Genomic DNA, 15,419 nt, shown 5'->3' with positions numbered 1-15,419 from the left:
GCGGCGGAGTGGAAGATGATGCACCCCTTCCGGCAGCGGCACTGCATGCAGAACCTGCTCTGCCAGATCTGTGCCGCACCGGCACGGACCCCGAAGGGCTGGATCTTCCTGGCCGGTCCCCGCGAACAGCCCCCTGGCGGTGCGCCGCTGCTGTTGAGCCAGCCGCCCGTGTGTGCCCGGTGCGTGCGCCCCGCGGCCAGGCTCTGCCCGCATCTGGAAGACGATCCGACCGTGTTCCTGGCCCGTAGCGCGCCGCTGTACGGCGTCTACGGCGTGATCTACGGCTGGAACGACTGTGAAGGCGTGCACGTCGTGGCCCAGCCCGACCAGCCCCTTCCCTTCGGTCACGCCAACCTGCCCACGCTCCTCGCCTCCCAGCTGTACCGGCGACTCAGCTCCTACCGCGTCATCGGATTTACCGAACTCGTGCACGAACTGGACCTCAGCCCATAGACCCCTCCGCGGTGGCCGGCCCGGCCGGCCCGAACACGTCCACGCAGACGGTGCAAGCACTCGGGGGACGCCGCTCCATCCACCGTGCCCCCTCTCCACGGCGTCCAGCCGGTGCCGTCGCGGTGCCTGCGCGTGGGAGCAGGCCAGGACACACAGCAGCCCCGCCTGCGGGCTGCGCCCCATAGCTCCTGCCCGGCGGCCCGGTTGCCGCACAGCCCAGGCCGTCGGGCAGGCCGGATTCCCGGCGCGGGAATCCCCCCGGACGGTGCTCCCTCCTCCCACCGTCAGGACCCAGCCCGCGCCGGGGGCAAACCCACCGGCCAACGCGAAGGACAAACGGCCGGTGCCAAGGACAGGCCCACGAGGCCGCCACGGCTCCACCCTGCAACGGGCCCGCCCACCACACCCACCATCGACAGGAGTGCTCCTGTGACCACAGCATTCGACCGCGCGGCGCTTTCGCCCGCCCTGCCCACGCCGCCCACCCCGTCCAGCGCGCAGATACCGGCAGCGGCGTCGGCCCGCCCGTGGGGCCTGCGCCGCCTCGCCCCGTATCCCAAGACGGACAAGGCGCTGTTCACCAGCGTCACCATCGACCCGGACACCCAGCTCGGGGTGTTCCGCAACGGTGAGGGGCACATCGTCGAGCTGGGCAAGCACGGCACCAGCTCCGGCACCTCGACATCCACCACCACCAACCTGGACTCCAAGAACGACACCGGCAGCGACCAGGACAGCCAGCAGGACTGATGGCCGCCACCGACAGGTCCGTCCTCGTGGCCACCGAAGAAGTCGATGTCACCGCTGACATGGTGATCGGCGAGCTGAACCGGCGCCACGTGCCAGTTGTCCGGTTCAACCCCGCCGACCTCGGCGACAGCCTGACGGTCTCGGCCCAGTACGGCGTCTGCCCGGCCCCCGTGGCCGGGCAGCTCCGCACCCGGTCCAAAACCGCCGGCCTGGAGCACGTGCGAGCGGTCTACTGGAGACGCCCCGTGTGGCCCCGATACGAACACCTGGACACAGAGGACGCCCGATTCTCAGCCGCGCAGACCCGCTACGGCCTCGGCGGCATCCTGTACGGACTGGACGAAGCAACCTGGGTCAACCATCCCCTGCGTGAGGCCGCCGCCGACTACAAGCCCCGCCAGCTCGCCCTCGCGCAACGGCTCGGGTTCGCGGTGCCTGCCACCCTCGTCACCAACAGCCTTCATGATGCACGCGAATTCATCGCCGCCCACGGTCCGGTGATCTACAAAACGCTCCGCTGGACCCCTTACGAACGCGACGGGATCGGCCTGACGACCTGGGCCGAGCCGGTCACCGCCGCCGAGCTCGACCCCTCGGTCGCCGTGACACCGCACCTGTTCCAGGCGCGAGTGGACAAGTCAGCCGACCTGCGCGTCCTGGTCGTCGGCCCACGGCTGTTCGCGGTAAGGATCGACTCCGGGCTGCTGGACTGGCGCAAGGACTACTCGGCCCTGACCTACACCGTGGTAGACCTCCCGGACCAGCTCCACAAGCAACTGCACGCCTTCCTGAATCACTTCGGCCTGTGCACCGGCAGCTTCGACCTTATGACCGGCCACGGAGGCGAGACGTACTTCCTGGAACTCAACCCCAACGGCCAATGGGCCTGGCTCGAACAGGAGACCCAACTCCCCATGGCTGCCGCCTTCGCCGACCTGCTCACCGAAGGAAACACCCCACGATGACATCCGACACCGCGCCCGCCCGACGGGCCCTTGCCGACAGGCTGACGAAGGCCGACATCCTCACCCCCGCCTGGCGGCCGGCCGTCGAGGCCGTGCCCCGTGAACTGTTCCTGCATCCCGGGGTGTTCCTGCCGACCGACGACGGCCGCTGGCAGCCGGTCACCGCACTCGCCACAGACCCAGGTGAATGGACACGGATCGCCTACCAGGAAGAATCGCTGGTCACCCAGCTGGACGGACACCTGACCGCCGACCAGACGGCCACGCCCGTGGCCGGCATTCCCACCTCGTCGTCTACCACCCCCACCACCGTCGTCGCCATGCTCGAACACCTGGACCTCGACGACGGACACAGCGTCCTGGAGATCGGCACCGGCACCGGCTACTCCACCGCACTCCTGTGCCACCGCCTCGGCGAAGACAACATCACCACCGTGGAAGTCGACCCCGACGTCGCAGCCCGCGCCGACGCCGCCCTGGAAGCCTGCGGATACTCCACCTGGACCGTGACCGGCGACGGCCTCCTCGGCCACCCCCACCGCGCCCCCTACGACCGAGTGATCGCCACCTGCGCCGTCCGCCGCATCCCCTACACCTGGGTACGCCAGACAAAGCCGGGAGGCATCATCCTGTCCACCGTCGGCTCCTGGCCCTACGGCACCGGCCTCGCCAAAGTCACAGTCCACCAGGACGGCACCGCACACGGGCAGATCATCGGCCGCTCGTCATTCATGCAAGCCCGCTCACAAGCCGCACCCGCCCAGGACATCGACCTGTCGGCACGAACCGCCTACACCGACTCGCACCGCCCCACCCGCATCCCGCCCACCCTGCTCGACGAATGGATGCCAGCCTTCCTCACCCAACTCACCGCCCCCACCGCCCGCCTCCTCCACGTCGCCACGGGCGGCACCCGCAGCATCTACCTGCTCGACGACGAACGGGAATCCTTCGCCACGTTCACCCAGCAAGGCACAGACTGGACCGTGCGCCAAGGCGGCCCCATCGCCCTGTGGGACACCATCGAAAACACCCTCGCCGCATGGCAGAACAGCGGCACACCCGGAATCAGCTCCGTACACCTGCACATCACCGACCGCTCCCACACATACTGGATCGACGGCGAGCATGAACTGCAGTGGGAACACCACGTCGCCTGAACCCCGACGCCCGGCACCCGCCAGTGGCCCCTGCCCTTACTGCCCCGCCTTCCTGGAACCGGGCGCCGCGCCCCTGCCTCACCCGAGCGAGCCCCAGTGCATGTGCCTGACGCACCACCACCATCGCCCAGTTCACCCAGCAGGGCGGTCGGCGATTGGCCAAACCCGTCCCGATGTCACTTGCCCGCCTGCGAAGCTGTGTCGTTGAACCAGACCGGTATGAGACCAGGAAGCGCACTATGCCCTCGAAGACGCCCGTCACCTCAACCGCCCACCGCCGCGTGGAGTGGAAGGTGCTCGACCGCGCCCTGGCCCTCTACGACACCGACTCCCTGATCGTGCTGCTCCAGGCCGCGCTCACCTCGCCGGACTGCCAACGCCTCGCCGACCACCTGCTGCTGATGTTCACCCGCGTCCTGCGCACCCCGCTCCGCACCGGTACACTCGCCGGCGCTGAGGACCTGCCCAGCCTGGTCGAAGCCGTCGTGCGCGCCGCACCCGGTCGTGGCGTCGTCACCGACCGCCACCCCAGCGACCTGCGCCCAGGAGTGCGCCATCTACTCGCAGGCGAGCATCTGCTCGTCCACCCCGGGCAGCTCGCCCACCCCCTCCTTGTGCTGCGCAGCCTGCAACTGACGGCCCTGGCCGTCGACGAACCCCTGTGCACGGCGACCGGGTTCGGGATCAGCGACGTCCTCGAGCTGGCCCTGCGCCTGACCGACCGGGCCGTGAGCGCCCTCAGACCTGTATGGCCCGAACCCGTTACCGGGGACACCGAGGCGCAGGTCGCCTGCCACCTCACCGCGTCCGAGGTCGACGCCGCCACCGCGATCGCCACGGCCGACCCGGGCAACCTGGTCCCCGCCTGCCAGCACCCGCAGCGAGCCGCCCGCGCCCTCGCGTGGCTGACCCGGCCGGTCAAGGACCTGCCGCTGCGTTACCACCCCGACGCCCCCCTTCTTGGCCCCCACATGGCCCTCACCGCACACGGCCGACGCCTGCCTGTCCCCGCCGGCGCGGCCACCGACGCCCTCGCCTTGGCCACTGGACGCCTGCTCGACCTGCTGCCACCGGACCAACTGCCTGTTGCCGAGATCAAGTTGCAGGAGCTGACCGTCTCACGGCTCGCCCAGCTCCTCGGACTGGACCATATCCCCGCCCGCACCGGCCCCGTGTGCCGGCTGACCTCGCCCACCCACCGCTACGACGTTGCCGTCGTCAGCGCCCTCGCCAACGGCCGCCTCGGCGCCCGCGTCGAGGAAGGCCGCGCCGTCCTTTCCGACATCCCACCCGGCCGGGGCCGCCTCGTCGTCTACGGCGGCCCCCGCTTCCTGGGACGCGAGCTGATCCGCGACACTGCCCTCCTCCACGTCGAGGAACTCGCCGAGATCCTGCACGCCGCCGACGGCGACCCGACGCTTACGGCGCTGTTCCTCCTGGAGCTCACCGAGCACCCCGGCGTGCACGGCGTGGCCTACGACGACGCCCTCGACGCCTGGACTGCCTGGCGCCACCACGCCACCCTGCTGCTGCCCGGTCCCGACAGCGACGACGTCGTCTACGTCCCCGCCGCCCCGCACGACGATGTCTGGGAGCGCGCCGCCGACCACGCGGCTACCGACCGCGTCCTGACCGCTGCCGGCCTACCCGTCGTACGGGAGTTCAGGCTCGCCCGGCGCACTCCGCCCGAGGTCGGAGCGAGCGGCACCCACACCGACCTCGAGCACCACACGGACGACGGCACGCTGCTGATCCGCACCTCCACCGCCCCCCCCGGTGGCGATCGTCGCCGTCCCCTCCCATCACCCCGGTGCTCTGCTCGACGCAAGCGGCATGGCCGCCTTCGCCGACTCCCTCCGCACCACCCTCACCACTCTTGAGCCCGTCACCGCGCACGCCACGCTCCCCGACGGCGCGCCCCTCGTCATCGAGGTGACCGTCACCGACCAGCCCCACCAGCCACCCGCCACCGCCAAGACCCCGGCAGACGAGACCGGCGCTGCGGGGGAGCGGCTCCTGCTGCGTGCCGGGGCCGACCCGGCCGCCGCACGGATCGGCCTCGTCATCGACCCGCCCCTACTCGCCGCGTTCAACGGCGACGGACAACGGGGACACGACGTCCTGGGCATGCTCGTTCATGACCTGATCACCCAGGTCCGCACCGGCCGCGACGCTGGCCCCGTCACCGACGCTGACGCCTTCTCCGCCGCCTGGAACACCGCTCACCCCGTGTTGCGGCTGGCCGGCACCACCCACTCCTGGCCCGCCACTGCCCCCGCCTTCACCCTGCCGCGCACCCCTCACTTGCACGCCCGCGCCTTGCGCACTGCGGCCGCCGCCGTCCGCCGCGCCCGCGTTCCGGCCGGCAGCTGGCGCGGCGCCGACGCCCTGCGCCCCGGCGGTCCCGGCGGTCAGCTCCTGCACGCGCTGGAGAACGCCCTCGCCCAACAGCTCAGCAGCCACCAGCCTGCCCTGCTCGGCGAACTCGCCCGCCAGGTAAACGCCGCCTGGGCGCAGCGCACCCGCTCGCTCACCGAGTCCGCTGTCAACCTCGCCGCCCCGTGGGCCGACAACTGGACCGCCGAGGCCCGCCGCCGTCAGACCGAGGCCGCCACCGCCACCTCCGCCCTGCACCTGCTGCTGCAGCAAGCCCTCATCACGGCGCCCACCGGCACCCGGCCCGTCGACGTCCTCGCCGTCGCCGAACTCGTCGCCCTTGCCGAAATCGTCCTCGACAGCGGCATCACCGCCGTCGCTGCCGCCCGCCGCCTGCACGACGTGAGCCTGGACATCGACCCCACCGGCGTGTTCATCCTCACCGCCTGTCCTGACGGCGCGACGGCCCCCACGGCCAAGCCCCAAGGCGGTGAACACCTGGGGTTCGACCTCGGCGCCTACCAGCGCGCCCGCCAGCAGCGTATGATCGCGGCCGCCGTTCACGCCGAGCCCGAACTCCTCGACGCCAGCACCCTCCTCACCGTCCCACCCGTGCGCACCGAGATCCCCTTCACCGCGCCCGTCCTTGCGGCTGGCAGTCAACTCGCCCAGGCCGACCGGCTGCTGCGCCAGCAGTGGGGATGCGGCCTGGACGCGCTCGGCGCCGTCCTCGCCACTGCCTCCGATTGGCCCACCAGCGAACACGGCACCGCCACCGTCACCGTCGAGGACCTGGTCGCCGAGAGCGCCGCCTGGTCCGGCCTGCCCGCCGACCACCTGCGCGCCGCCGTCGAGCGCCTGCGCCTGCACCCCGGCAACGCGGCCAGCACCACCGAGCACGCCTACACCGAGGTCGAACGACGCACCCGCCCCTTGACCCACCCCCTCATCACCGACGGCGAGGACCTCCTTGTCCTGCCCTGGCTCGCCCACGCCGCCCGCGAGGCTTACGCGGTCTCCCTCGACGACGGCCGCCTCCCGCACCCGGAACTCCCCGAACCCGTCGACAAAGCCCTCACCCGCCACCGCCAGCAACTCGACCAGCGCCTGGAGTCCGACGTCCGCGAAGCCGCCCGCGCCGCAGGTCTCCCGCACCGTTTCCGCTTCCTGGAGAAGACCGCCGCTCAGCTCGGCGTTCCCGGCTTGACTGGCGAGATCGACCTCCTGGTCGCCGACCCCGACACGGGCCGCCTGTGGGTGATCGAGGCGAAGAACCCCACCCGGGCCGTCGCGGTGCACGCCCTGCAGCAGCACATCAAGAAGTTCACCACCCGGTATCGGGACAAATTGCTCACCAAGGTCGCCACTGTCGCCCAGTACGCGGCCCACGCGGCAGCGGCCTGCGGTACCACGGTCGAAGTCCCGTGGCGGGTACTGCCGTTGATGGTCACCCGCACTGTCGAGCCGGCCGCGTTCCTCGCCGACCCCCGCATCCCCTACACCACCGCCGACCACCTCGCCACGGTTCTGACCCACCCGGCCGACCCGGAACCCGGATGGATCCCGGCCCCCGCAGCCACCCCATGACCCCCGCCACAGCAGTAGGCGCACGGCGCGAAGGACCGGGGCTGTGTCGGGGACCTCCCTTACTGGGGCGATGACATTGCTGCCAGTGAGGGTGGCGAGCATCGGTTCCGGCAGAGTCCACGTCACAGCTCATGCCTTCCACCCAGCCCGCCCGTCGGCGAACCGAGTGAGCGTATGCCCCCGACTACCGGCCCGACCACGGCAGGCCAGCGCGCCACAACACCTCGCCGGGGGCTGTGTGCTGAGCGTCTGGCGCACGTCCAGGCAGCGCAGCCGGACACCGGGCTGCCCGGATCCCGTGTCGTTCGGTCTGATGCTGCGGCCGCCCATCGTCCGCAACGGATCTCACCGAACGCGGCGGTGTCGCCGGTACCCGAAAGATCTGAACCACTACCAAGAATCAGGCCGCGACGAGCTCCTGCTCGCGGTCCGGTGTTTTGACCTTGGGCTTCTTGTTCGGCAGTGAGAGCCGGAAGACCTTGTGCCACGCGGAGAACACCTGCTTGGGCAGCGGCCCGGTGACGTACTCCAGCTCGTACTTTTCGAACAGCGCGCGCACCTTCACCGCGACTTCGGCGTACCGGTTGCTCGGCAGGTCCGGGAACAGGTGGTGCTCGATCTGGTGCGACAGGTTGCCGGTCATGAAGTGCATGGCCTTGCTGCCGCTGATGTTCGCCGAGCCCATCATCTGACGCAGGTACCACTGGCCACGCGTCTCGCCCTTGATCGACCGGCGCTCGAAGACCTGCACGCCCTCGGGGAAGTGCCCGCACATGATCACCGAGTGGGACCAGATGTTGCGGACCAGGTTCGCGGTGAACGTGGCGGCGAGCGTGGTGAGGAACGACGGGCCCGACAGCAGCGGGTGGATCACGTAGTCCTTGAGCACCTGCTTGCGGATCTTGCGGCCCACGGCCTTGGCGCGCGCCCGGAACTCCGGGTTCTTACGGCGGCGCTTGTGCAGGTTCTTGCCGAGCTCCAGGTCGTACGCTGCGATGCCGTACTCGAAGAAGCAGGCGTTGATGAAGTTCCACAGCGGCTGGCCGAGGTGGATCGGGTGCCACCTCTGGTCCTCGTCGACGCGCATGATGCCGTAGCCGAGGTCGTTGTCCTTGCCGATCACGTTGGTGTACGTGTGGTGCAGCTCATTGTGCGAGTGCTTCCACTGCTCGGACGGCGAGACGTGATCCCACTCCCACGTGGTGGAGTGGATCTTCGGGTCCCGCATCCAGTCCCACTGGCCGTGCAGGATGTTGTGGCCGATCTCCATGTTGTCCATGATCTTCGCCACGGACAGACCGGCGGTGCCGAGCAGCCACGCGGGCGGGAAGAACGAGAACAGCAGCACGCCCCTGCTGACCAGCTCGAGCTTGCGCTGCGCCGAGATGACCTTGCGGATGTAGGCGGCGTCCTTCTCGCCGCGGCTGGCGATGACCTCGTCGCGGATCGCGTCCAGCTCGCGGCCGAGCTCCTCGATCTGCTCCGCGGTCAGGTGGGCGGTGGGGTCGATGGCGGTCAAGGTGCTCCTACCGTTCGATGTCGCAGGGGCCCGCCGCGGCGGACACGCAGGTCTGGATGAGGACGCCCGGCTCGGCCTCGGTGATCTCGCCGGTGCGCAGGTCGCGGACGGCGCCCGCCTTGAGCGGCGTGATGCAGCCGAAGCAGATGCCCATGCGGCACCCGGAGGGCATGAGCACGCCGGCCCCCTCGCCGATGTCCAGCAACGGCGTGGCGCCGTCCGCGTCGACGGTCTTGCCGGTGGCGCTGAACGTGACCTCGCCGCCGTCGCCGGCGACGACGATGCTGGGGCGGAAGCGTTCGGTGTGCAGGCGCTCTTGGACGCCGTGCTCGCGCCAGTGCTGTTCGGCGGCGTCGAGCAGGCCCGCGGGCCCGCAAGCCCAGGTCTCGCGCTCGTCCCAGTCGGGCACGAGTTCGTCGAGACGGGCGATGTCGAGCATGCCGTCCGTGTCGGTGTGCACCTCGATGAGCCGCAGCTTCTTGTCCGCGACCAGGCCGTGCAGTTCGTCGCGGAAGATCACGTCCTGCGGCTGTGGCGCGCAGTGGACCATGACGACGTCGTCGAACTCGGTGTCGCGCAGCATGCCCATCACGGGCGTGATGCCGCTGCCGGCCGTCAGGTAGAGCACCTTGGCGGGCTTGGCCTGCGGCAGCACGAAGTCACCGGTCGGCTGGTCGAGCTGGATCAGCGTGCCCGGCCTCGCCCTGCGGACCAGGTGGTTGCTGACCTTGCCGTCCGGGATCGCCTTCACGGTGATCGTGACGCGGCCGTCCTGACGGTTCGTCGGCGAGGTGATGGAGTAGGCACGCCACAGGCGCACCCCGTCCACGTCGACCCCGATCCGCACGTACTGGCCGGCCGTGTGGCCGCGCCAGCCCCGTCCCGGCCTGATCACGACAGTCGCGGCGTCACCCGTCTCGGGGTGCACGGCCTCGATGCGCCCCCGCAGATCGGCGCCCGCACGCAGCGGGCTGACCAGGTCGAGGTAGTCCGACGGCAGCAGCGGCGTCGTGACCATCTCCAGCAGTTTCCACGCCCTGGTGCGGAGGGCTGTACTCGTCATGGCCCCAGCTTGCTGCGTCTCAGGGCGTAAGGTCCTAACCGCAGGACGTGAATCTGATCGGCAGAATTGTTCGCAGGGAACAAAAACGTGAGCCATGTAACCCGGAGGGCCAGCGAGCTGGCCCTGGACGAGACGACGGTCACCGCACTACGGGCCGCGCTGAAGACCACCGCCGACGAGGTCGTCCAGGCGATCATCGACGAGGTCCCTCCCTACGCCAACGCCCTTTCGGGCCACATGGGCGCCACCATCCGCCGCGCCGTCCGCACCGCCCTGGGGCACTACCTGGACCTCGCGAGCGGGAACGCCACAAGCGGTGACGGCGGTGACGCGGCCTACGAGCTGGGCCGCGGCGAGGTGCGCGACGGCCGTTCGATGGACGCCCTGCTCAGTGCCTATCGCGTCGGCGCCCGAGTGGCCTGGCGATGCCTGGCAGCGGGTGCCGTACCCGCGGGTCTGCCCGCCGCCGAGGTCGCCAAGTTCGCCGAGCTGACCTTCGCCTACATCGACGAGCTCTCCGCCGCGAGCGCCGCGGGCCACGCCGACGAACTGGCCGCCCGGGGCAGGGACCACGAACGCCACCTGGAACACCTGGCCCGCGACCTCCTCGCCGGCGCGAGCCCGGACGTGCTGCTGGCCTCTGCTCAACGGGCCGGGTGGCAGCCTCCGGTTTCGCTGACCGCGGTCCTTCTGCCCGCCGCCCAGGCCCGGCCTGCCTACCGCACGCTCGACCCGAGCACCCTCGTCCTCGACGATCTTCCGGACGCCATCGGTGTGCTGCTCGTCCCCGATGCCGACCGATCACATCTCCTACGGCAGCTGACCGACCGCACCGCCGTGGTCGGCCCGGCCCGGCCATGGGCTCGTGCGTCCGCCTCGTACGTACGAGCCACACGCGCGCGCTCCCTCTCCTCTGATATCCGCGACACCGAGGACCACCTGCCCGAGCTGGTGCTGAGCGCCGACGTGGACGCGTTCGCGGACCTGCGAGCCCGAGCTCTCGCACCGTTGCGGGCCTTGCCCGTCGCGACCGCACGGCGCCTGGAGGAGACGTTGCGGGCGTGGCTGCTGCACCAGGGCAGGCGGGACGAGGCGGCGGCGGCGTTGTTCGTCCATCCCCAGACGGTCCGGTACCGGATGTCGCAGCTGCGGGAGCTGTTTCCGGATCTCGCATCGCCACAGCGGGTCCTTGAACTGACGCTGGCGGTCGGCCTTCGGGTCAGCTGACGCGTACTTCGACCGTCCACGACCGTGTCCGCGAGCAGTCCAGGAATCGCGCCTCGCTCACGGTGTGAACAGCTGGCTCATGCGGCCCAGGAGAGAGCGGTATTACTGGCGCCCTCACAAAGCTGTTGCGTGTCGGTGGGCGATCAGGCAGACGGCGAGTCCGAGGAACGTTTCATGGATGCCGTCACGCCGTTCCCAGCGGATGCGCAGGCGGCGAAAGCCGTGCAGCCAGGCGGATGGGTCGGCCGCGCGGCGAGGGGTCTGCCGTGGCAGGTCCACTTCCGTGCAGCCTCCCGCCGAACCGGACGTGACGGTTTCCCTCATCCGGCTCTCCAGTGACTGCGGCGTGAGCCGTTCAGGCTGCTCGCGCAGGACGCCCAGCTTCGTTGTGGCGACCTGCATTTTGCATACCTCCCGGGTCTGGAGTGTCCGAGTCACCTGGCCCCCGTCGCCCTGTGAACGGCTTGCCCGTCCTCCCTGGCCGGTCGTGACTCTGGCGACTACCAACCGTGGCAGAAGCCGGTGTCGGTGACGAGGGCAAGCTGTTCGGGGTCGGTCAGGGCGCGGTAGAGCGCGTCCTCGTAGAACCTTTGGAGGGTGCGGGAGCGCAGGGCGAGCCCGGTGAGTGGCCCGGCGCGTGCGATGCCCGTCGTGCCGTAGCACCAGCTCGGTCGGGTGGGAGCGTCGTGGTGAGGGCGTCCGCGGTCGCGGTCGCGGCGCGAGATGTGCTCGGGCCACCAGGGGCCGCAGGGTCCGACCTGGCACCAGGCGTTGAGGTGCGGGCAGATGGCCCACATGGCGTCTTGGTGACCGGTGACCGGTGACGGTGATGGCGCGGCGCAGCGCTTGAGCCAGGAGGAGGAGCGGGCCGGTGATGCCGTGTGCTGCCCCGAAGTTGCCTTGCCCGCCCGGGAAGAGGGGTGATTCGCCTCGGACTGGGTCATGGCGGACCCACCAGCCGGGCAGGCCGCGGCCCCCGGAGCGAGCGGGCGGGTCAGGGCGACCAGATACCGCAGGACTCGTTCGAACGCGTCCCTCTCCGGCTCGGTGCGCAGGAGATAGGCCCCGATGCCGGTGAGGCCGTAGAAGAGGTCGAACTCCGCGAAGGCGGGCAGGGCATCGTTGCGGATCCGGCGAACGCCGCTTCCACGCGGCGGTGGGCAAGTGCAGTGATGTGCTGGTGAAGGATTCTGCGCGCCGGGCCGTAGAGGTTCTTGTCGGTGGAGAAGTGTGCGGGTGCGAGGGGCCGTCGTCGGCTGGACGGTGGCTTCTGGCAGACTCCGCGGAATGGGAATGTTCAAGCGAGCCAAAGAGGCCGAGAGCACTGGTCAGGCCAAGGGTCGAGCCGATCTGAGCACGTTGCTGTTGCAGGGTGAAGACATGATTGACCAGCTGGCTCGTGCACACCGGTCGTGGGGGCTGGGATCGGCGGACCGCTGGGATCTCGATCAGACGACCGGCATCATCACCTGGACGTTTCCCGATAAGACGGCGACGGCGCTGGCGCAGATCCTCGGCAGCTTCAGCCACACCTCGAGCTCATGGCTGTGGGCCTGGGCCAACAAGAGCATCCTCCCTGAAATGAGCCGGGACGCCGGCATCTTCCGGGACTGGGCAGAAGCCCACGGGCATCACCACCTCGCCGAGGCGAAGATCGACGTCGATGAGAAGGCTGCTTCGACGCTCGTGGCCCTGGCTGTCCGAATCACCAACGCGACCGGCTATTACAAGAGTCCGGGAAGCAACTCCGCCGTGATCATCACCTTCGGTCCGGTCACCTTGACCGCTGCCGACGGCACCGTCTCCAACTTCACTGCCAACACTGACTAACGTGGTCGACCTGGGCCAAGACCGGTGCCTGGCCAGCACAACCCAGACGCGAACAGCTGGCTCCGGGAGCCTGGTCTCCTATGGGGGTGCGCCGCGTTCCTAGTGCCGCATCAGGCAACGTTCGCCCCCGCCAGGAGAGCTAGCCTGGCCCACCCGTCGCAGGGAGTGTCAGTAGGCGGTGCGATGCTGACGCCACCAACTGCGCTCACGGTGATCAATGGGGGACCCATGTCTGGTGAACGATCAGGGTCTGACTTGTCCTCGGTCGGCTTCGACTCTGCTTGGTGTGCCACCGACCTGGGTGAATACCGACCCTGCCGCTACACCTATGAGTACTACCCCTACGAGAGCCTGCCGCCTCTCGACTCCACCGAGTTCACGGGCGTCTTTCAATGGCTCGGTGGTACCGGCGAACCTGTGCCCGAACACGTCACGGCGCTCAATCGCTTGGCGGAGAACCTTGCAGCTAAGGGCTTGACGCTGCCTCGGGACTTCGTCACCTTCCAGGCCGACTCGAAGCTGCACTGGTCGCTGGATGAGGTCTCGGTGACCTGCTGCTGGACCGATATCTCAGAGCCCCTGCCCAGTCCGGTCGAGCCTGGTGCCTTCCTCGTGCGATTCCTGCGGGATCAACAGGATTGCGTCATCTGGTACCTCTACCTCCGTCCTTCGGGTGAGGTGTTCGTGGTGCACTCCTATCTTGATTACGAATACGAGTACGAGGCACGGCGCGATGGGGAAGAGACGGAGACCAATCTCGATGATCCGGAGGAGCAAAGGGCCGCAATGCTCTGGTGCGCACCTTCGTTCGAGGAGTTTGCCCATCGGTTCTGGATCGAGAACCGTCTCTGGCATGCTCTCAAGGGCAATGACCTGTCCGGACTCGAGCCTCGGGTGCGTGACTACTTGCGCCACTACGCGCCGCCCGGGATACCCGCATGACCGTGCATTGAACGAGATCATGCGCGAATGACAGAGCGGGTACGCGTTCGCGAGATCGATGGCGACGAGGGGCAGCGCCTGCTGCTGATCATCCGTAGAGGCACCGGTTCGGTGGTGACCTGGCGGCGGGCCCAGATGGTGCTGTTGTCCGCGCAGGGCATGCCGGTGGCGAAGATCGCCGAGGTGACGTTCACCAGTGCGGACCGGGTCCGGGACGTGATCCACAACTTCAACGCCGACGGCTTCGACTCGCTCTACCCGAAGTACAAGGGCGGCCGGCCCAGAACCTTCACCCTGCCTGAACGCCGGGAGATCAAGAAGATCGCCAAGTCCAGACCGGCTGAGCACGGCCTGCCGTTCTCGACCTGGAGTCTGGTCAAGCTGGCGGACTTCCTGGTTGCCGAGGGGGTGGTCGACGACATCAGCCACGAGGGCTTGCGCATTCTGCTCCGCGAGGAAGGCGTTTCCTTTCAACGCGTGAAGACCTGGAAGACCTCGCGTGACCCGGACTACGCCGCCAAGAAGGCACGCGTTGAGCACCTCTATGCGATCGCCGACAGCGAGGTCATACCCGAAGATGGCGAGCCTGAAGTCGTCTTCTGCCTGGACGAGTTCGGTCCGCTCAACCTCCAGCCTCACCCCGGTAGGCAGTGGGCCGAACGCGGCGGCCGGCACAAGGACCCCGACCGCGAGCCCAGGCCGAGACGGCGGGCGACCTACACCCGTTCCCACGGCGTCCGGCACCTGTTTGCCGCCTACGACCTGGGCAAAGACCAGCTCTACGGCCACGTCAAGCCGAGGAAGCACCGCACGAGGTTCCTGGAGTTCTGCCGCTACCTGCGCAGCCTTCACCCGCCCCAGACCCGCATCGCGATCGTGCTCGACAACTTCTCCCCGCACTTGAGCACGAAGAAGGACACCAGAGTCGGCGACTGGGCCGAGGCGAACAACGTCGAGTTCGCCTACACACCCACCAACAGCTCCTGGCTGAACCGCATCGAGGCCCAGTTCACCGCCCTGCGCTACTTCGCCCTGGACGGCACCGACCACGCCAGCCACAAGGAGCAGGGCAGCATGATCCGCCGTTACATCCTCTGGCGGAACAAGCACGCCGCCGACGAACGGCTACGCGAGGTCGTCAACAGGGCGAACGTTGCCTGATGCGGCACTAGTAGACTGTCGCGGCTTAATTCCGCTGTGTGGTTGGGTAGAGGTGGCGTAGTTTCACGCGTGCGTCGTCGGTGGTGAAGTGCCAGTCGACTTGGCGCTGGTTGCTGTTGGTGTGCTGCTGCCAGGCGGCGAGTTCGGTGTTGAGCACGGTGAGGTCGTTGATGCGGCGGTCCAGGCACTGGCGGGTGAGCGCGGAGAGCTCGATCTCGGCGATGTTGAGCCAGGACCCGTGTTTGGGGGTGTGGTGGATCTCCAGGCGCTGGGCCAGCGCGAAGGCCTTTACCGGGTCGAACGCCTCGTAGAGCGAGGCGGTGGTGTGGGTGTTGAGGTTGTCCATCACCAGCACGACCGTGGCGGCGTCGGGATAGTCCACGGTC

General features: G+C 69.0%; 13 protein-coding genes and 2 pseudogenes. 10 read left to right on the top strand and 5 right to left on the bottom strand.

Annotation, left to right across the window (positions count from 1 at the left end; translation table 11 throughout):
- From ACWCQK_RS40115 to ACWCQK_RS40090, 6 genes and pseudogenes are all read left to right on the top strand, one after another.
- Window positions 1-453: pseudogene (locus ACWCQK_RS40115) on the top strand (hypothetical protein); the annotation flags it as partial.
- 429 nt (window positions 454-882) lie between these two features.
- Window positions 883-1,203: a putative ATP-grasp-modified RiPP gene (tgmA, locus tag ACWCQK_RS40110; RefSeq protein WP_451163922.1), complete on the top strand. Its 321-nt coding sequence runs from the start codon at window positions 883-885 to the stop codon at window positions 1,201-1,203.
- Window positions 1,203-2,168, top strand: coding sequence for an ATP-grasp ribosomal peptide maturase (gene tgmB / locus ACWCQK_RS40105; RefSeq protein WP_451163920.1), 966 nt, complete (start codon window positions 1,203-1,205; stop codon window positions 2,166-2,168). The genes tgmA and tgmB overlap by 1 nt, the downstream gene beginning before the upstream one ends.
- Window positions 2,165-3,328, top strand: coding sequence for an ATP-grasp peptide maturase system methyltransferase (gene tgmC, locus ACWCQK_RS40100; protein ID WP_451163918.1), 1,164 nt, complete (start codon window positions 2,165-2,167; stop codon window positions 3,326-3,328). The genes tgmB and tgmC overlap by 4 nt, the downstream gene beginning before the upstream one ends.
- Before the next feature lie 239 nt (window positions 3,329-3,567).
- Window positions 3,568-5,208 carry a hypothetical protein gene (locus ACWCQK_RS40095; RefSeq protein WP_451163916.1) on the top strand — a complete coding sequence of 547 codons (1,641 nt, stop codon included), beginning with the start codon at window positions 3,568-3,570 and terminating at the stop codon, window positions 5,206-5,208.
- Entirely contained in the window at window positions 5,162-7,291 is a 2,130-nt protein-coding gene (locus ACWCQK_RS40090; protein WP_451163914.1) for a hypothetical protein, read from the top strand. The genes ACWCQK_RS40095 and ACWCQK_RS40090 overlap by 47 nt, the downstream gene beginning before the upstream one ends.
- A gap of 400 nt (window positions 7,292-7,691) precedes the next feature.
- Here the strand turns inward: ACWCQK_RS40090 and ACWCQK_RS40085 are convergent, their stop codons facing one another.
- Entirely contained in the window at window positions 7,692-8,810 is a 1,119-nt protein-coding gene (locus tag ACWCQK_RS40085; protein ID WP_451163912.1) for a fatty acid desaturase family protein, read from the bottom strand.
- Window positions 8,811-8,817: 7 nt separating this feature from the next.
- A complete protein-coding gene (locus tag ACWCQK_RS40080) occupies window positions 8,818-9,873 on the bottom strand; it encodes a ferredoxin reductase (protein WP_451163910.1) in 1,056 nt (351 codons plus the stop codon).
- Between the two features lie 87 nt (window positions 9,874-9,960).
- Between ACWCQK_RS40080 and ACWCQK_RS40075 the strand changes: the two genes are divergently transcribed.
- Window positions 9,961-11,100 (top strand): PucR family transcriptional regulator, encoded by a 1,140-nt coding sequence (locus ACWCQK_RS40075; RefSeq protein WP_451163908.1) that lies wholly within the window; start codon window positions 9,961-9,963, stop codon window positions 11,098-11,100.
- A 114-nt stretch (window positions 11,101-11,214) separates the two neighbouring features.
- On the opposite strand, the pseudogene ACWCQK_RS40070 reads toward ACWCQK_RS40075, so the two are convergent.
- Both ACWCQK_RS40070 and ACWCQK_RS40065 read right to left on the bottom strand, forming a co-directional pair.
- Window positions 11,215-11,334: pseudogene (locus ACWCQK_RS40070) on the bottom strand (IS5/IS1182 family transposase); the annotation flags it as partial.
- 266 nt (window positions 11,335-11,600) lie between these two features.
- Window positions 11,601-11,897, bottom strand: a complete 297-nt coding sequence (locus ACWCQK_RS40065; protein ID WP_451163906.1) for a lanthionine synthetase LanC family protein — start codon at window positions 11,895-11,897, stop codon at window positions 11,601-11,603.
- A 490-nt stretch (window positions 11,898-12,387) separates the two neighbouring features.
- Here ACWCQK_RS40065 and ACWCQK_RS40060 point away from each other — a divergent pair, with 490 nt between their 5' ends.
- The 3 genes from ACWCQK_RS40060 to ACWCQK_RS40050 all read left to right on the top strand — a co-directional run bounded on the left by ACWCQK_RS40060 (window position 12,388) and on the right by ACWCQK_RS40050 (window position 15,033).
- Complete coding sequence (locus tag ACWCQK_RS40060; RefSeq protein ID WP_451163904.1) at window positions 12,388-12,930, top strand: DUF6882 domain-containing protein; 543 nt, start codon at window positions 12,388-12,390, stop codon at window positions 12,928-12,930.
- Between the two features lie 228 nt (window positions 12,931-13,158).
- Entirely contained in the window at window positions 13,159-13,872 is a 714-nt protein-coding gene (locus tag ACWCQK_RS40055; RefSeq protein ID WP_451163902.1) for a hypothetical protein, read from the top strand.
- A 27-nt stretch (window positions 13,873-13,899) separates the two neighbouring features.
- Window positions 13,900-15,033 (top strand): IS630 family transposase, encoded by a 1,134-nt coding sequence (locus ACWCQK_RS40050; protein WP_451163900.1) that lies wholly within the window; start codon window positions 13,900-13,902, stop codon window positions 15,031-15,033.
- Window positions 15,034-15,058: 25 nt separating this feature from the next.
- On the opposite strand, the gene ACWCQK_RS40045 is transcribed toward ACWCQK_RS40050, so the two are convergent.
- On the bottom strand, window positions 15,059-15,419 hold a 361-nt coding region (locus tag ACWCQK_RS40045), incomplete at its 5' end, for a transposase (RefSeq protein ID WP_451163898.1).

The organism is Streptomyces sp. NPDC002306 (assembly GCF_053593435.1).
The sequence above is the reverse complement of the archived record's forward strand: the minus strand, read 5'-3'. Positions and strand labels throughout refer to the sequence as shown.